A 14,696-nucleotide genomic window follows, 5' to 3' on the forward strand; every position below is an offset into this window, starting at 1 on the left:
TTTCTCAGGAATAGGCTTCGATCAGCCGGGTAACTTCCCTGTCACGTGCAGCCTCGCTCTGGCCGCCAATCACGACCACGATCAGGCGCTTGCCACCGCGATTTGCGGTCGCCACCAGATTGTAGCCGGACATGCGGATATAGCCGGTCTTCAGACCGTCGACGCCGGAGACCTTGCCGATCAGATTGTTGGTCGCGCGGAAGGAACGGCCATTGTAGGAGAAGGACTTTGCCCGGTAATAGCTGCCATATTGCGGAAACCGGCTTTTCAAGGCCATGCCGAGCTTGGCCATGTCCCGGGCAGACGTCACCTGAGACGTATCAGGCAAACCGGTTGCGTTGACGAAGCGTGTTTTTGACAGGCCCAGCGCCCTGGCCTTCGACGTCATCTGGCGCGCAAAGGCCGCTTCGCTGCCTGCAAGGTTTTCCGCCACGACAAGGGCCACGTCATTGGCCGATTTCACCGCCAGCGCCCGGGCCGCCTGTTCCACCGTGATGGTCGATCCGGCCTTGAGACCGATCTTGGCAGGAGGCTCTGCCGCTGCCTTGGCCGAGACCTTCAGCGGCGAAGACAGGGCATAACGCCCGGTGCTGACGGCCTCGAACAACAGGTAAAGCGTCATCATCTTGGTCAGAGACGCCGGAAAGCGAGGTGCGTCAGCTTCGACGGCATAGAGCTCCTCGCCTGTCGACGCATTCAGAACAAGCGCCGAGAAGCCGCGTTCAACCGCAGTGGCCGGTGTGTAGCTGAGTGTCGGAAGCGAAGCCGTTTGAACCGCTGGTGTCGCGGTCGCCGGGACCGGGGCCGTGGAAGTGGCTGGTCCTTGAGCCGTCTGACAAGCCGCCAGCAGCGCGGCAAGACCAATGACAAAAGCGCGTTTCAAAACATTGATGCGACTCATACCAAACCCGTTTCCTGGCCGGCCGACCTCAAGGTTTCAGGCGGTAACCGGTCTTGAAAATCCAGTGCACGACGGCCAGCGAACCGCCGAGAAAGATCATTGTTGCCAGCAGCGACAGCCAAAGGCTGACATCCGCCTGGCCATAGAAGCTCCAGCGAAAACCGGAGATCAGATAGACCACAGGATTGATCAGCGTGACCTTTTGCCAGAACTCCGGCAGCATGTTGATGGAATAGAAGCTGCCGCCCAGAAAGGCCAGTGGTGTCACGATCAACAGCGGCACAAATTGCAGTTTTTCAAAATTGTCGGCCCAGATGCCGATGATGAATCCGAGCAGCGCAAAGGTGATCGCGGTCAGCATGAAGAAGGTCACCATCCAGAAGGGATGCTGGATCTCGATCGGCACGAAGAAGTTGGCGGTGATCAGGATGATCAGGCCGACCAGGACGGACTTGGTCGCCGCAGCCCCCACATAGGCAACAGTGATTTCCAGGAAGGAAACCGGGGCCGACAGCACCTCGAAGATCGTGCCGGTGAAGCGCGGAAAATAGATGCCGAAGGACGCGTTGGACAGGCTCTGGGTCATCAGGGACAGCATGATCAGGCCGGGCACGATGAACGCGCCGTAGCTGACCCCGTCGACTTCGGAGATGCGCGAGCCGATGGCGGCGCCGAACACCACGAAATAGAGCACCGTCGAAATCACCGGCGAGATGATGCTCTGCATGATAGTGCGCCTGGTGCGCGCCATTTCCGCGATATAAATGGATTTGACCGCTTCGAAATTCATCCGCCCCGTTGCCCTCAGCCCAGTCTCAGTTCCATCCGGGGCAATGTGCGCCCGGGAATTGAGCCGGACGGTGTCCGGCCAGTCGTTTGAAAGCCCAACCGGGCATAAAATGGCTCGGCATAAGGATCTCCGTCCAGAGCAACCGTAACCAGTTTGAGGTCCCTGGCGCGCCTGTGAAGCGTGTCGAACAGGCGGCGCCCGACCTGGCGTCCCTGCCAGTCCGGATCGACAAAGCAGGTCTCAAGCTCCCCTGTGACGCCATCCTCTTCCACCGAAAGCCGGATACAGCCGACAGGCCTGCCGTCGCTCGCTTCCGCCAGCCAGAAATCATTGTCGAGGATCCAGCTGTCACGGACCCGCAGCTCTTCCGCACACATCGCCATGAAGGCATCGTCATAGCCGTTGGACTGCTTGGAGCGCATGCACAGATCCGTGAGTGCGTCACGATCGTCCAGTCTCGCTCTGCGAATGGAATAGCCGCCCGTCATCACCCCCTACCCTTGCCTGACCAGGTCCACGAAAATGTCTTCCAGCGACGACTGGTCCGTCTGCAGGTCCTGAAAACGAACGCCCGACTTGGCAAGATCCGTCAGCAACGCGGTAATGCCCGTTCTGTCTGCCTGGCTGTCATAGGTATAGACCAGACTGTGTCCATCGTCTTCCAGGCTCAGATCATAGTGCGAAAGTTCGTTCGGGATCACGGTGATCGGCTCGTTCAGACTGAGGGTCAGGAGCTTGCGGCCGAGCTTGCGCATCAGTTCCGCCTTGTCCTCCACCAGAATGATTTCACCCTTGTTGATGACGCCGACCCTGTCGGCCATTTCCTCGGCTTCCTCGATGTAATGGGTCGTCAGAATGATGGTGACGCCCTTGGCCTTCAGCTCTTCGACAATGCGCCACATGTCATGTCGCAGCTCCACGTCGACACCGGCCGTCGGCTCGTCCAGGAACAGGATCTGCGGTTCATGCGCCAACGCCTTGGCGACCAGCAACCTGCGTTTCATGCCGCCGGACAGCGCCATGATCGGATTGTCGCGCTTGTCCCAGAGCGTCAGGTCCTTCAGGATCGTTTCCACAAGGTTCCGGTTGGGTGGAAGGCCGAACAGACCGCGACTGAAGGCAACGGTATCGCCGACCATTTCGAAAGGCGCCGTCGGCATCTCCTGCGGCACAAGGCCGATCAGCTGGCGGGCCGCCCGGTAGTCCTTCAGCGCATCATGCCCCCCGACCGTGATGCTTCCCGATGTCGGCTTCACAAGTCCGCAAATCGTGCTGATCAGGGTCGTCTTGCCGGCACCGTTGGGACCGAGAAGCGCAAACACTTCACCTTTCTTGATATCCAGGGACACCGACTTGAGTGCCTGGAAGCCACCGTCATAGGTCTTTTCAAGATCGCGAACGGACAAAATCGGAGACATGTTTCAAACCGGCTAGAAAAAGGATTTTGACCGATTGGCCAAACAGGCGGGCACCCTCGCATGTGGGCGGTTCAGTCGCAAGATGCAAGGTGACCGGGAACCGTCCGCTGATCTGGAGATCGCACCACGTGATCGACAGACCACGCATCTGCTCCGCGCACTTAGTAGAGAGTGCGTTTATAGTCCTCTTCCAGCGCCTCCGACCGCCTTGTCATGTCCTGGCTGTCACCTTTCTCGCCGGTCGTCTGTTCATGGATGATCTCAATCAGCGACGGCATCTCCTTTCTGTTCTGGAACTGATCTGGATCCCAAAGGCGGGAGCGGCGGAACGCCTTGGCGCAATGCATGAAAACCGTTTCCACCTTGACCAGAATGGCAAGTCTTGGCGGGCGACCATCGACACTCAGGCCCTCGAGCAGCCAAGGGTCCCGAACAAGCTGCGCCTGACCGTTTATCCGCAAGGTGTCATCGAACCCCGGTATAAGGAACAAGAGGCCAGTTGACGGGTTTTCCAGAATGTTGCTCAGACTGTCGAGCCGATTGTTGCCTGGCCGGTCAGGTATGGCGAGCGTTTGCGCGTCAAGAACCTTCACAAATCCGGGCAGGTCACCACGCGGACTGACATCGGCCTTGCCCGAACGGTTCTGCGTGCCCAGACACAGAAACGGAGACCGGGCAATAAAGTCCCGGGAGTACTTGTCGACCGAAGTCAGGCACTTCTTGATGGCAAGATCATGCGTCGGCGGAAACAGTTTGCGAAGAGCGGCTTCATCCTGAATGACAAAGTCCGGGTCTAACTTCGAAACCACCATGACTTCCTCCCATTGATCCAGCGGCCTGATAGAATGACCTTGCAAGGAGATCCTGCCGGTCCTGTGTTGCCCCACCACCGTTTGCCAAGCGCATACGCGGCGCTCGACCCTGTCGGCCGGCTGGACAAAGCATACTGAGGTACGCACCTCATCGCAAGGCAGGACACTGGCTTGAAGGAACGAAATCCTTCCGGTCTTCGGTCACTGAGCGCAGGCCCGGCGCAAGCAGCCAGCGTCATGGCTTGTCGCCGGCGCTGAGAGATAGCTGCGCAGTGCCAAACCCACCTTTTCAAGACGTCACCATTGTTTCCGTTGTCTGAACACTGCGTCTTTCGCGCTGCGCTGGGTTTCCGGTGAAACACCTCTATCTTCAGGTCCAAACGGAAATCCTCTGAAGGAAAAACCATGTCGATCCGCCCCGTCACACATATCGGCTCCACACAACCGACGCTGGAAGGTGCCGGCGTCCGGCTTGACCGCGTCTTCGGTTTCCAGGACCCGGAAATGCTGGATCCGTTCCTGCTGCTGGACGATTTCCGCAATGACCGCCCCGAAGACTACCTGAAGGGTTTTCCATGGCACCCGCACCGGGGCATCGAGACCATCACCTATGTACTTGCCGGAACGGTGGAACACGGCGACAGCCTGGGCAACACGGGCAATCTCGGTGCCGGGGACGTCCAATGGATGACCGCCGGACGCGGCATCATGCACCAGGAAATGCCCAAGGGCGACGACAAGGGCCGCATGCACGGCTTCCAGCTCTGGGCCAACCTGCCTTCCTCCCTGAAAATGACCGAACCGCGCTACCAGGACGTCACCGCAAAGGACATTCCTGTTGTCGTCGACGATGACGGATCTTCGGCCCGGATCATCTGCGGCAGTTTCTGGGGCAAAAGCGGTCCGGTGGACGGCATTGCCGCCGATCCGCAATATCTCGACATCCATGTGCCTGCGGGCCGGAAAAAGCGGTTCAAGGTCGACACCTACAAACAGACCTTTGCCTATGTCTTTGAAGGCTCCGGTACGTTCGAGGGCGCGTCCGATCCGTTCGGTGTCCTGACCGAAAAGGAATTCGGCGGTGAGGAACTGAAGATCCGGGACGAAACCGGCAACCGCACGCTGGTGATTTTCGGCACAGGCGACGAGATCGTGGTCCAGGCAGGCGACCACGGCATTCGTTTCCTGCTGGTGTCGGGCGCCCCGATCAAGGAGCCGGTCGCCTGGCACGGTCCGATCGTCATGAACACCCGCCAGGAGCTGATCCAGGCCGTGACCGAGTTGCAGAACGGGACTTTCATCCGCTAGTACATTTTTCGGCCAAGTTGCAAACACCTTCCAGAGGCTGCAATGCCCGACACATTGAACCGCCCGCTGAACCCCTTTAGAAGAACCGGGTTTGAAGTCCTACGATCTGGCGGTCACCGTGTTTTGGAAAAAGATTTTTAGACCCAGGGAAAAAGACGCCGAAAAGAGCAGCCCCTACAAAGTCTTCACCAGAGAATTCGATGTCGAGAAAACGGGAAAACAGCTCACGGAGGACTTGCCGAAGGAAGAAAAACGCGCGTGGAAGCAGGAGCTTGAAGTTTATGACGCTCTGACGCGGCCTTTTCGAAACAAGCTGGATTTCTATGATCTTGGAAAACAGACAAGATCGGAGCCGTTTCCGCAAGCCAGCGACACGATCACGTCAATCCTGATAGATCATTCGGGCTCCCTCAAGGGCTTGCCCGCGATGATGTCCTGTTTTTTAGTCGAGTGCCTGGCAGACTATTTGAGCGGCGCCGGCGTGAAGCACGAGATACTGGGTTTCACAACCAGCCAATGGAAGGGAGGCTACTCGCGGCTTAAATGGAGGCAGCGAAACTGCCCCAGAAATCCGGGACGTCTGAACGACCTCTTGCACATTGTCTATAAGTCGGCTTCAGCGCCCGAAAGAGGGGCCCCCTTTGAGGTGCGGCACCTGCTCAACAAACCTCTTTTGAAAGAAAACGTCGATGGAGAGGCTCTCCAGTGGGCCAAAGGCAGGCTCGATAAGCTGCAGGCCCGTGAAAAAGTGATCATCGCGGTGTCCGACGGCGCCCCTGTGGACGACGCCACACTGCTCGCCAATCCCGGCGACTGTCTCTACGATCACCTGTTGGAAACACTGGAGCAGATCTCCGCCGATCCCGTATTTCGGCTGGCTGGCGTCGGCATCCGACACGATGTCTCTTCCTTCTACCCGGCAAATATCACCGTGGACGACCTTGAGGACATTGCCGAAAAGGTGCCGGATTTTCTACGATCGGTTTTTCCGCCCCTGGTCGTCCCCCTTCAGCGGTAAACCCGGCAGAGTCACACAAACCTCACACTCTGGCTCCAAACTCACTTCACTTTTATAGCTGACCATCCATGCCCCTGAAACTCCGCCCCGCCAAACTTTCCGACGCCCCGGCTCTCACCGACATTCTCCACCGCGCGAAAGCGTCTTGGGGTTACCCGCCGCACTTGATGGCGGAATTTCGCGACCACTGGAGTATCGCCGAGGCGACCATCCGATCTCTCACCGTGACAGTTGCCGAAAAAGACGGTGTGCCCATCGCCTTCTCCGGCGTGACCCAGCAAGGAGACGACACCCTGCTAATCGACTTCCTGTTTGTCGCGCCAGAAGCCCAGGGACACGGGATCGGCGGCCTGTTGCTGACCCGAGCCGAAGATCGTGCACGGGAAATGGGCCTGCCACGTCTTTACCTGGAATCCGATGCCCATGCCGGGTCCTTTTATGAACAGCGCGGCTTCAGAACGGTCGCGACGCGCCCAAGCGAAATGTCGCCGGGCAAGGACATTCCGATGATGGAGAAGATCCTGCCTGCCAGCGTGCAAAAGATCAGTAAACTGGACATATCCGTGTCTCCAGAGCCATGGGCGTTCGAAAGCGCTCACGAGCGGGAAATCCAAGAGTATTTCGAAGAGGCCAGAAAACGCATTGCTTTGCTGTGGAATGGGCGCACCTTGAAACTGACCGGCTACCGGTTTGAAGCCGGTGTCTTTCAGGGGACCTGCAAAGAAAGTTCTTTTGCTGCGCATCTCGCCTGGCGGGACTGGGGCGCTCCGGACGCGTCTGCCTTCAACCTCTTCGGATCAGCCATATTGCGCTCCGAAGATGGCGCCCTGCTTTATGGCGTCATGTCCGACCGCACAGCCACTGGCGGATTAATCTATCCACCCGGCGGCAATCTCGACCCGACAGACCTGTTGCCGAACGGCAAGGTGGATGTCGTCGGCGCCATCTACAGGGAACTGGAAGAAGAGACTGGCCTTAAACCGGCGGACGTTGCGGCAAGGGATCTGTTGATCACCTTCGACGGCCCGCGCATTTCCGTGGGACAGGTTCTGGAAGTGGCCATGCCGGCCGAGCAGTTGCGCGACGCGATCCTGCGTTTTTCCGCAGCATCGCGAGAGCAGGAGCTTGCGGACATGCGCATCATTCGCTGCCGCGAAGACCTGCAGGACCCGGCAATTGTGTCTTATGCCAAGGCTGTCGGGGACTATTTGCTGCCGTAGCTGCGCTGAATTCCAGCTACGCTCCTGCAAGAATTTGTTCACCATCTTGACGCACTTAGCACTGGAAGGACGTGCATTAACATGCAAAAGTCCGCTCAATTTGATGGAGTCGGTCGCCAGCTCAAGCGCTCATCACATGTCACAGAGCCCAGGTGATTTGCTCCGGCCGGATGTTCGAACACGTTAGAAGCAACCAGCTTTTGGCCTCTCTTCCCATTCCGGTTGAGCGGTCGCTGCTCTAGGGAGATACGATACATGAGCCGTCGCTACGCGATCCTGGATGTCTTCACCAACACAAGCCTGGCCGGCAATCCCTTGGCTGTGGTTCTGGATTCGGAAGGCCTTAGCGACGAGCAAATGCAGAAGATCGCCGGCGAGTTCAACCTCTCCGAAACCGTGTTCGTGTTTCCGCCCGAAAATCCGGGCCACTCGGCCAACATGCGCATCTTCACGCCCAAGATGGAGCTGCCCTTTGCCGGCCATCCGACCGTCGGAACCGCCATCTTGATGGCCAAGGAGCGCTTTGGAGACATCGCCGGAGAACAGGACGCCGTAGTTGTGCTTCGGCAGCAGATCGGCACCGTGCGCTGCGCGGTCATTCTACGCGAAAACGCGGCCGCCTTCGCCGAGTTCGACGTTCCGCAACTGCCCGAGCCGGCAGGACCGACCCACAATGCCGAACTGATCGCTGCCGCGCTGAACCTGGAACCGAGCGATATCGGTTTCGAGAACCATGCTCCCTCCCGCTTCCAGGTTGGACCGCCCTTCACCTTCGTGCCGGTGCGCGATCTGGACGCCCTTGCCAGGGCCAAGCCCGTGCCGTCCATGTGGAAAGCCGGCTTTGGCAAGAACGGCCACACCGACGCCTATGTCTATTGCCGGGAAACACGCTCCCACGACAGCGCCTTCCACGCCCGCCTGTTCGCGCCCGACATGGGCATTCCGGAAGATCCGGCAACAGGCTCGGCCGCAGCCGCCTTTGCCGGCGTGGTCGACTATTATGACGACCTGCCCAACGGCACCCATCACATCCGCATTGAGCAAGGCTTTGAAATGGGGCGCCCGTCGCTGATCGATCTGGAAATCGACATTGAAAACGGCGGCATGCATGCCGTCAGGATCGGCGGCCAGGCCACGCTGGTGGCTCGAGGCGAGCTCTTTCTGTAGAATTTCCGGGGGGGGGGGGGTCAGATCTCCTGACGATCCCGTTTCGCGAATAAAGCATCTGCTAGACTTGGCAGGATGACCGCCGCGATGATCAGCGCGGCCCCCGTCAGCATGTCCAGAGTGACCTGTTCACCCAGGACAAAAAAGGCTGCAAGGAACGTAAAGACGACCGACAGGACAACCAGCAGGGAGGCCATCACGGTCGACACCGTTGCCATGGCCTCATACCAGAAATAGTAGCCGAGCGCGGTCGAGAAGACGCCAAGTGCAAGCAGCACGGACACATCGACGGCGGTGACCGAAAGCGGGTAAAACAGGAAGGTCGGCGTCAGCACAACCGCACAGGGCAACAGGATCTTCAAGAGAACGGCCATTCGATCCAGGGTCGTTTGCGTTTTCTTGACAGCCGCGGCGCTGCCCACGATGAACAGGGCCCAGCTGACCCCTGCGCCCAGCTCCAACAGGTCGCCGGCCCGGTTGCCGGTATCCAGGTCGAAGTCGTGCCGAACGGTCAGGTAGACCCCGAAAAGCGCCATGACAATTGCAAGCCCGTCCGTCCAGCGAACCCGCTCCAGCCCGGCGGCCACCAAAAAGAGCAGCACAAAAACCGGTGCGGTGTTCTCGATCACCATCGCATTTGTGGCGCTGGTTTTCTCAAGACCTATGTGGAAGGTGATGTAGTTCAGCGTGAACCCGAAGATCGCCAGACACTGGTAGCGGTCATAAGGAAACAGGTCCAGCTTGTGACCTTTCAGGCGGAGCAGCATGAAAATCACGCTGCAGGCGACCCAGAGCCGAACCACTGCGATCTGAAGTCCATGCATGTCGGTTGTCAGAAACCGGACAAAAACGGAATTCAGCCCCATCAGGACCGCAGCTAGTACACCGAAGGATAACGCTACGAAATAGTATTTTTTCATTGCCGGCTCAGCTTAGCCGGAGCCGCTTGGATAAGAAAGCAGGCAGGACCGGCGGTTTCGACGCGCAAAGACCAGGACCCGATGGATTTTGCGAGGTGCCGGCAGCTGTATTCCTGACGTGCGGTGGCGGCCACGCAGGCCGCCACCTCTCATAATATCACTCGGCAGCTTCTGCCGGTGCTCTTGGTGCGGTGGCCTGCCAGGCCGGAACGCCCTCTAGCCGCAGATACCAGGCCTTGACATGCGGGTAGTCGTCCAGTGGCACCTGTGACTGAGGATGCAGCGCGAGCGCAGAGACCGCGCCGACCGCAAAATCCGCCACCGTCACGTTCTCCCCGAGAATGAAATCGCGGCCCGCGAGATGGTCGTTCAGCACAGCGGCAAAGCGGTGGTAATTCTCGAGCGCAGCGTCAATCTTCTCCTGGTCCGGCGCGCCCATGCCGAATGCCGGCTTGGCCACGGTTTCCCAGACGATGTCCCCCAGGGCACGGTTGTAATGCTGCACTTCCCAGGACATCCAGCGCAGGACCTCTATGCGCCCGCGCGGATCTGACGGACAGAAGCTGTCTGCGCCGGCCTTGTCTGCCAGATAGATCATGATCGGATTGGCTTCCCAGAGATTAAGGTCGCCATCTGTCAAAGCCGGCACTTTCAGGTTCGGGTTGACCGCCCGAAAGGCCTCGGTGCGCTGCTCGCCATTGAGGATGTCGAATTTCTGGATCTCAGTTTCTCCCTTGAAACCAAGGTGACCCAAAGCGGCCAGGACACGGCGGCTGTTGGGCGACAGATCGGTAACGTAAAGCTTCATCGGTACAACTCCTCGATTGGTTTCCGCAGCTTTCCTGCGGCCGGATGAGCCCGGACCACGGACCAGCCCTTTACTCAACCTAATGGTTGACTATAATGGAATGAGATGATAGTCAACCAAAAGGTTCACTTTATGACTGTGACGCACATGCCCCAACTCGACGCCACATTTGCAGCTCTCAGCGACGGCACGCGGCGGGCGATTGTTGCCCGCCTGGCAGATGGTGAGACACCCTTGTCGGAATTGGCGGCACCGTTCGACATGTCGTTGACGGCGGTTTCCAAGCATCTGCGGGTGTTGTCGGATGCCGGACTGGTCGATATCGAGAAGCGCGGTCGAACCCGTCACTGCCGGCTGCGCGGCGCTCCAATCAAGGAAGCTGTCGACTGGCTCAGCAAATATGAGAGTTTCTGGATCGACCGCTTCGATGCGCTCGCCCGTCATCTTGCCAAGGAGGACACGCAATCATGACCGCAGATCAGCCTTCCAGGGAATACCTGAAATCGGCACCGGGCCGAGACCCGATCATCATTGAGGGCCTGTTCAGGGCTGCACCGGAACGTGTCTTCAGGGCCTTCACCGATCCGCGTGACGTCTGCAGCTGGTTCATTCCGAAGTCCGGCAGCCTGGAAGAGGTCCAGATCGACCTCAAGGTGGGCGGCAAATGGTGCTTCGTGATCGACCGGTCCGATGAAAAACAGATCCATTTCGAGGGCGAATATCTGGTCATCGACCCGCCCAGCCGCCTGGAGTTCAGCTGGCGGCACGTGAAGGAGTTTGCCGACGGAACCCGCGAAACCACCGACACATCCAAAGTGGCTGTGACCTTTACAGCCGCAGGCAAAGCCACCGAAGTCAGGCTGTGCCATGAGGCCATCAAGACCGAAGACGCCCGCCATGGTGTCGGTGCCGGCTGGAACGGCTGTTTCGAGCGGCTTGCCGATTTTGTCATGGAACTGGAACGCGAACCGGGAGAATGAAAATGTCCGCACCGCAGATTGTCAGCCGGGCCGAATGGCTGGAGGCCCGCAGGAAACTCCTGTCCAGGGAAAAGGAATTTACCAAGGAGCGCGATGCCCTTTCCGCGGCCCGCCGCGACCTGCCGATGGTCATCATCGACAAGAACTATGTCTTCGAGACACCGGAGGGCAAGAAGACACTCTCCGACCTGTTCGGTCCGAGCAGGCAGCTGATCGTCTATCACTTCATGTTTGGCGAGGACTGGGAAGAAGGCTGTCCGAGCTGTTCCTTCTGGGCGGACAATTACGACACGCTGGATATTCACCTGGCAGCCCGTGACACGGCCCTGGTCGCCACATCGAATGCCCCGCTATCCAAACTGGACGCCTACAAGAAGCGCATGGGATGGAGTTTTGACTGGGTGTCGACCGCCGGAAACGACTTCAGCACCGATTTCGGCGTCACCTTCCCGGGCAAGGAAGTCCGCAATGGCCAAGGCTACAACTACACGGGCGCCGCCTTTTCCGAGGAACTGCCGGGCGTCAGCACTTTTTTGAAGCTGGAGGACGGGCGCATTGCCCATTCCTATTCCACCTATGGCCGCGGTCTCGACATCCTGAACATGGCCTATAATCTGCTCGATCTGACGCCGATGGGCCGTCACGAAGACGGTCTTCCCTGGCCCATGGCCTGGTTGCGCCGGCGGGACCGGTATGACGCGGAGGCCTGACTGGCAATGAAGAAAACCCCGGCCGAGAGCCGGGGTTTTCACTTTTATGCACCGGAGAACCGGTTTGAGGCCATGCGCTCATGTGGATCAGCTTCCCAGGAAACCGATCGCCATCCCGGTCTCCGGCTTCAATCGCGCTTCCCTCACCAGGGCGGACGCGATGTCCCGAACGGAAGGGTCCGCCGTGAAGCGTAGCTGCTTTTTCACCACCGCAAAGTCGCCCGGCGTCAGATTGCGCAGGCAGAGAACCTCCTCAGGCGCCTCTGAACCGAAGAATTTGCGGAACGCATAAGCAAGACCGGTCCGCTCCAGGGGTTTCAGCTCCAGCTTGAAATCAAACCGGCGCAGGGTCGCCGCATCCAGTTTGGCGGCAAAGTTGGTCGCGGCCAGAACAGGCTGGTCATGACGGTCGAGCCAGGAAAGCAGCTCATTGACCTGCCCCGCCTCCCAACTTGCCTGAGCCGTGCCCCGGTCGAACATCAGGCTGTCCGCCTCGTCGAAGAACAATACCCCCTGTTCATAGCGCGCGTCGGCAAAAGCGTCCGCGATGTTGCGCTCGGTTCCACCAACCCACTTGGACAGCAGATCCGAGGCCCGCTTCGTCAGCAACGGCTTGTCCAGGCGCTCGGCAAAGTGATGGGCGAACGCCGTTTTGCCGGTTCCCGGGGGACCGCTCAGCAGGAGCGAGACATCGCTGTGGCCACACGAGGCGATGCCGTCCAGCACCGTGCTGAGCGAAGGCTCGGTGTTAAAGAGGTCCAGGTCGATGCCCTGAGCATTATTGTTCGGCAGCACACCGCCGCGCAGCGTCTTGACCAGCGCAGTGGCGGCCTGCTCGACATTGCCGTCCTGACCGGCCAGCTTCGACGCCCTTGCGGCGTTGCGCAGGATCGTGGTCGTCTCTTCAGCGCTTTCAACAAGCGCCGCAATGTCCTGCGAAAAGGCCACCTGCTCGTCCTTGCAGATCGTCTCCGCGATGCGCCGGCGCGCTTTGCGTGTCGGATAGTCCATCCTCAGCACATAACTCATCCGGCGCAGGATGGCGTCATCCATGTTGCCGACGGCATTGGTCGTCCAGATGACCGGAACCGGGTTGTTTTCCAGCATCCGGTTGATGAACACCTTGCTGCCGTCCCGGCGCATCATGAAATCGCCCGGGCTTAGCTGGGCATCGCCGATGAAATCCTCCATTTCATCGAACAGAAGCACGGCCTCTTTTTTGTCCTTCAGAACGCGCTGTGCCAACAGGAGCGCACTGACCCGGTCGTAGCGCGTCGGTTCCTCGCCATCGTCATCGACCTCGCCAACGGCATGGAGACGCAGCTCCGCCGCAGCGCAGAGCACGCGAGCGAGTTCCGTTTTGCCCGTGCCAGGCGGTCCGTGGACAAGAATGTTGACACCCTTGGCGCCTTCCCTGACGGCGCCGGTGATCAGGCTTGCCAGGAAAGACACGTCCGGGACTTCGGCGAAGTCCTGCAGAGACAGGCTGGTCTGATGACGCGGACCGATCAGGGCATCGACAAATTCGTCGCCCTGGCTCGGCGCCCGGTCGAGCAGTTTCTCAAGCGTCCACTTGATATCGACGGCAACCGCCCCGGACCGGCAGACCTCAAATCCGATCAAACCAAGCCGGAAAACCGGGCTGCGCCGGACAAAGCGCAAGGCCTCGTGCGGCGAGACACCGCAAAGCTCCGCCAGCAGGACCGGCAGGTCGACGCCCTTGGCCGTCACCGCCTCCGACAGGCTCTGCAGTTTCGGCAGCCGGTCGCAACCGATCAGCAGGGCCAGCAAGGTGCTGTTTTCCGTGTCCAGCCCAAGAAGTTCGGTCAGCGTGTCGGCGATCTCCATGACATAGGGTGCCGGCGCTTCAGGCAGTCGCCAGCCCTGCAGCACTTTTTGCAAATTGCCCCAGTTCTTGGCGTCGCGCTTGCGAATGCCAAGGTCAAGCCAGACCAGATTGTCGAGGCACCAGTCCTTCAGCGCTTTTGCCAAAGGGGCCTCTTCGGCAAGCCCGCGGCTCACATGGAGCAGCATGGCTTTCACCAATTGATATTCGTTCATGATCGTCCCATGACCCAGATCGGATCGCCACCGGGGTCATTCACCCGATGCGAAATCCAGTCGGTTTCTTCAGTTTTGAGGGTTGCACGGTCGTCTCAGATCCTGTCCCGACCGCAGCACATGGGAATGTGTTTACGGCAGCGACTGGAAGGCGGCGAAGCGCAGACCCGGCAGGGTGTCTAAATCCAGCAATGCATGTCTCCTCGTTACGCCGCATTGGTGGCGCGGGATGGCGGTTACATACCGGCCAGACGTGCCGGCATCAACCGGCAACACTGGTCCCAGATGCCAAAAAGAGACACCGTTGCACATGGGTCACATCTCATTGCTGCGCGAAATCGCCTGAGGACAGCCCGGCAAAAGCCGGTTGCAACATTTTCCAAGCTGACTTATGAACAGAACCCGTTAACCGTCGGGTCACGCTTTTGCGCCACCTTTGACGGACGACCAGTTTGAAGACGACCAAAGGCCCAAGGCAGACCCATGATCGCGGCTCGCGACATTTCCGGTTCTTCTGCGATCGCGCTGACCCAGCGCGGCGGCCTCCTCCTACTTGGCGATCTCCTCCTTCTTAGATGCCCCT

15 protein-coding genes are annotated in these 14,696 nt (G+C 59.2%); 7 read left to right on the plus strand and 8 right to left on the minus strand.

Annotated features, from left to right (window positions below; translation table 11 throughout):
* Positions 1 to 4: 4 nt before the first annotated feature.
* From ACO6TG_RS05950 to ACO6TG_RS05970, 5 genes are all read right to left on the minus strand, one after another.
* A complete protein-coding gene (locus ACO6TG_RS05950; RefSeq protein ID WP_422377328.1) occupies positions 5 to 901 on the minus strand; it encodes a D-alanyl-D-alanine carboxypeptidase family protein in 897 nt (298 codons plus the stop codon).
* A gap of 28 nt (positions 902 to 929) precedes the next feature.
* On the minus strand, positions 930 to 1,691 hold the full coding sequence (locus tag ACO6TG_RS05955; protein ID WP_094071636.1) for an ABC transporter permease: 762 nt from the start codon (positions 1,689 to 1,691) through the stop codon (positions 930 to 932).
* Positions 1,692 to 1,705: 14 nt separating this feature from the next.
* Entirely contained in the window at positions 1,706 to 2,179 is a 474-nt protein-coding gene (locus tag ACO6TG_RS05960) for a GNAT family N-acetyltransferase (protein WP_422377329.1), read from the minus strand.
* A 6-nt stretch (positions 2,180 to 2,185) separates the two neighbouring features.
* Entirely contained in the window at positions 2,186 to 3,109 is a 924-nt protein-coding gene (locus tag ACO6TG_RS05965) for an ABC transporter ATP-binding protein (protein WP_422377330.1), read from the minus strand.
* A gap of 161 nt (positions 3,110 to 3,270) precedes the next feature.
* Positions 3,271 to 3,921: a pyridoxamine 5'-phosphate oxidase family protein gene (locus ACO6TG_RS05970; protein WP_422377331.1), complete on the minus strand. Its 651-nt coding sequence runs from the start codon at positions 3,919 to 3,921 to the stop codon at positions 3,271 to 3,273.
* 405 nt (positions 3,922 to 4,326) lie between these two features.
* Here ACO6TG_RS05970 and ACO6TG_RS05975 point away from each other — a divergent pair, with 405 nt between their 5' ends.
* The 4 genes from ACO6TG_RS05975 to ACO6TG_RS05990 all read left to right on the plus strand — a co-directional run bounded on the left by ACO6TG_RS05975 (position 4,327) and on the right by ACO6TG_RS05990 (position 8,634).
* Positions 4,327 to 5,229, plus strand: coding sequence for a pirin family protein (locus tag ACO6TG_RS05975; protein WP_422377332.1), 903 nt, complete (start codon positions 4,327 to 4,329; stop codon positions 5,227 to 5,229).
* A 91-nt stretch (positions 5,230 to 5,320) separates the two neighbouring features.
* On the plus strand, positions 5,321 to 6,247 hold the full coding sequence (locus tag ACO6TG_RS05980; RefSeq protein WP_422377333.1) for a cobaltochelatase CobT-related protein: 927 nt from the start codon (positions 5,321 to 5,323) through the stop codon (positions 6,245 to 6,247).
* Positions 6,248 to 6,315: 68 nt separating this feature from the next.
* Positions 6,316 to 7,467, plus strand: coding sequence for a GNAT family N-acetyltransferase (locus ACO6TG_RS05985; RefSeq protein WP_422377334.1), 1,152 nt, complete (start codon positions 6,316 to 6,318; stop codon positions 7,465 to 7,467).
* Between the two features lie 255 nt (positions 7,468 to 7,722).
* Complete coding sequence (locus ACO6TG_RS05990) at positions 7,723 to 8,634, plus strand: PhzF family phenazine biosynthesis protein (RefSeq protein WP_094071642.1); 912 nt, start codon at positions 7,723 to 7,725, stop codon at positions 8,632 to 8,634.
* A 20-nt stretch (positions 8,635 to 8,654) separates the two neighbouring features.
* Here the strand turns inward: ACO6TG_RS05990 and ACO6TG_RS05995 are convergent, their stop codons facing one another.
* Both ACO6TG_RS05995 and ACO6TG_RS06000 read right to left on the minus strand, forming a co-directional pair.
* The gene (locus tag ACO6TG_RS05995; protein WP_422377335.1) at positions 8,655 to 9,554 is read right to left on the minus strand and encodes a DMT family transporter; all 900 of its coding nucleotides are present in this window, start codon (positions 9,552 to 9,554) and stop codon (positions 8,655 to 8,657) included.
* 157 nt (positions 9,555 to 9,711) lie between these two features.
* Positions 9,712 to 10,362 (minus strand): glutathione S-transferase family protein, encoded by a 651-nt coding sequence (locus ACO6TG_RS06000; RefSeq protein ID WP_422377336.1) that lies wholly within the window; start codon positions 10,360 to 10,362, stop codon positions 9,712 to 9,714.
* 147 nt (positions 10,363 to 10,509) lie between these two features.
* Here ACO6TG_RS06000 and ACO6TG_RS06005 point away from each other — a divergent pair, with 147 nt between their 5' ends.
* Genes ACO6TG_RS06005 through ACO6TG_RS06015 form a run of 3 tightly spaced genes read left to right on the plus strand, consistent with a single transcriptional unit; the run spans position 10,510 to position 12,052 of the window.
* A complete protein-coding gene (locus tag ACO6TG_RS06005; RefSeq protein WP_247646213.1) occupies positions 10,510 to 10,833 on the plus strand; it encodes an ArsR/SmtB family transcription factor in 324 nt (107 codons plus the stop codon).
* A complete protein-coding gene (locus ACO6TG_RS06010; RefSeq protein ID WP_422377337.1) occupies positions 10,830 to 11,342 on the plus strand; it encodes an SRPBCC family protein in 513 nt (170 codons plus the stop codon). The genes ACO6TG_RS06005 and ACO6TG_RS06010 overlap by 4 nt, the downstream gene beginning before the upstream one ends.
* Positions 11,343 to 11,344: 2 nt before the next feature.
* A complete protein-coding gene (locus tag ACO6TG_RS06015) occupies positions 11,345 to 12,052 on the plus strand; it encodes a DUF899 domain-containing protein (protein WP_422377338.1) in 708 nt (235 codons plus the stop codon).
* 87 nt (positions 12,053 to 12,139) lie between these two features.
* On the opposite strand, the gene ACO6TG_RS06020 is transcribed toward ACO6TG_RS06015, so the two are convergent.
* A complete protein-coding gene (locus ACO6TG_RS06020; protein ID WP_422377339.1) occupies positions 12,140 to 14,113 on the minus strand; it encodes an AAA family ATPase in 1,974 nt (657 codons plus the stop codon).
* Positions 14,114 to 14,696 lie beyond the last annotated feature (583 nt).

Source organism: Roseibium sp. (assembly GCF_965233565.1).
Lineage (GTDB): Bacteria > Pseudomonadota > Alphaproteobacteria > Rhizobiales > Stappiaceae > Roseibium.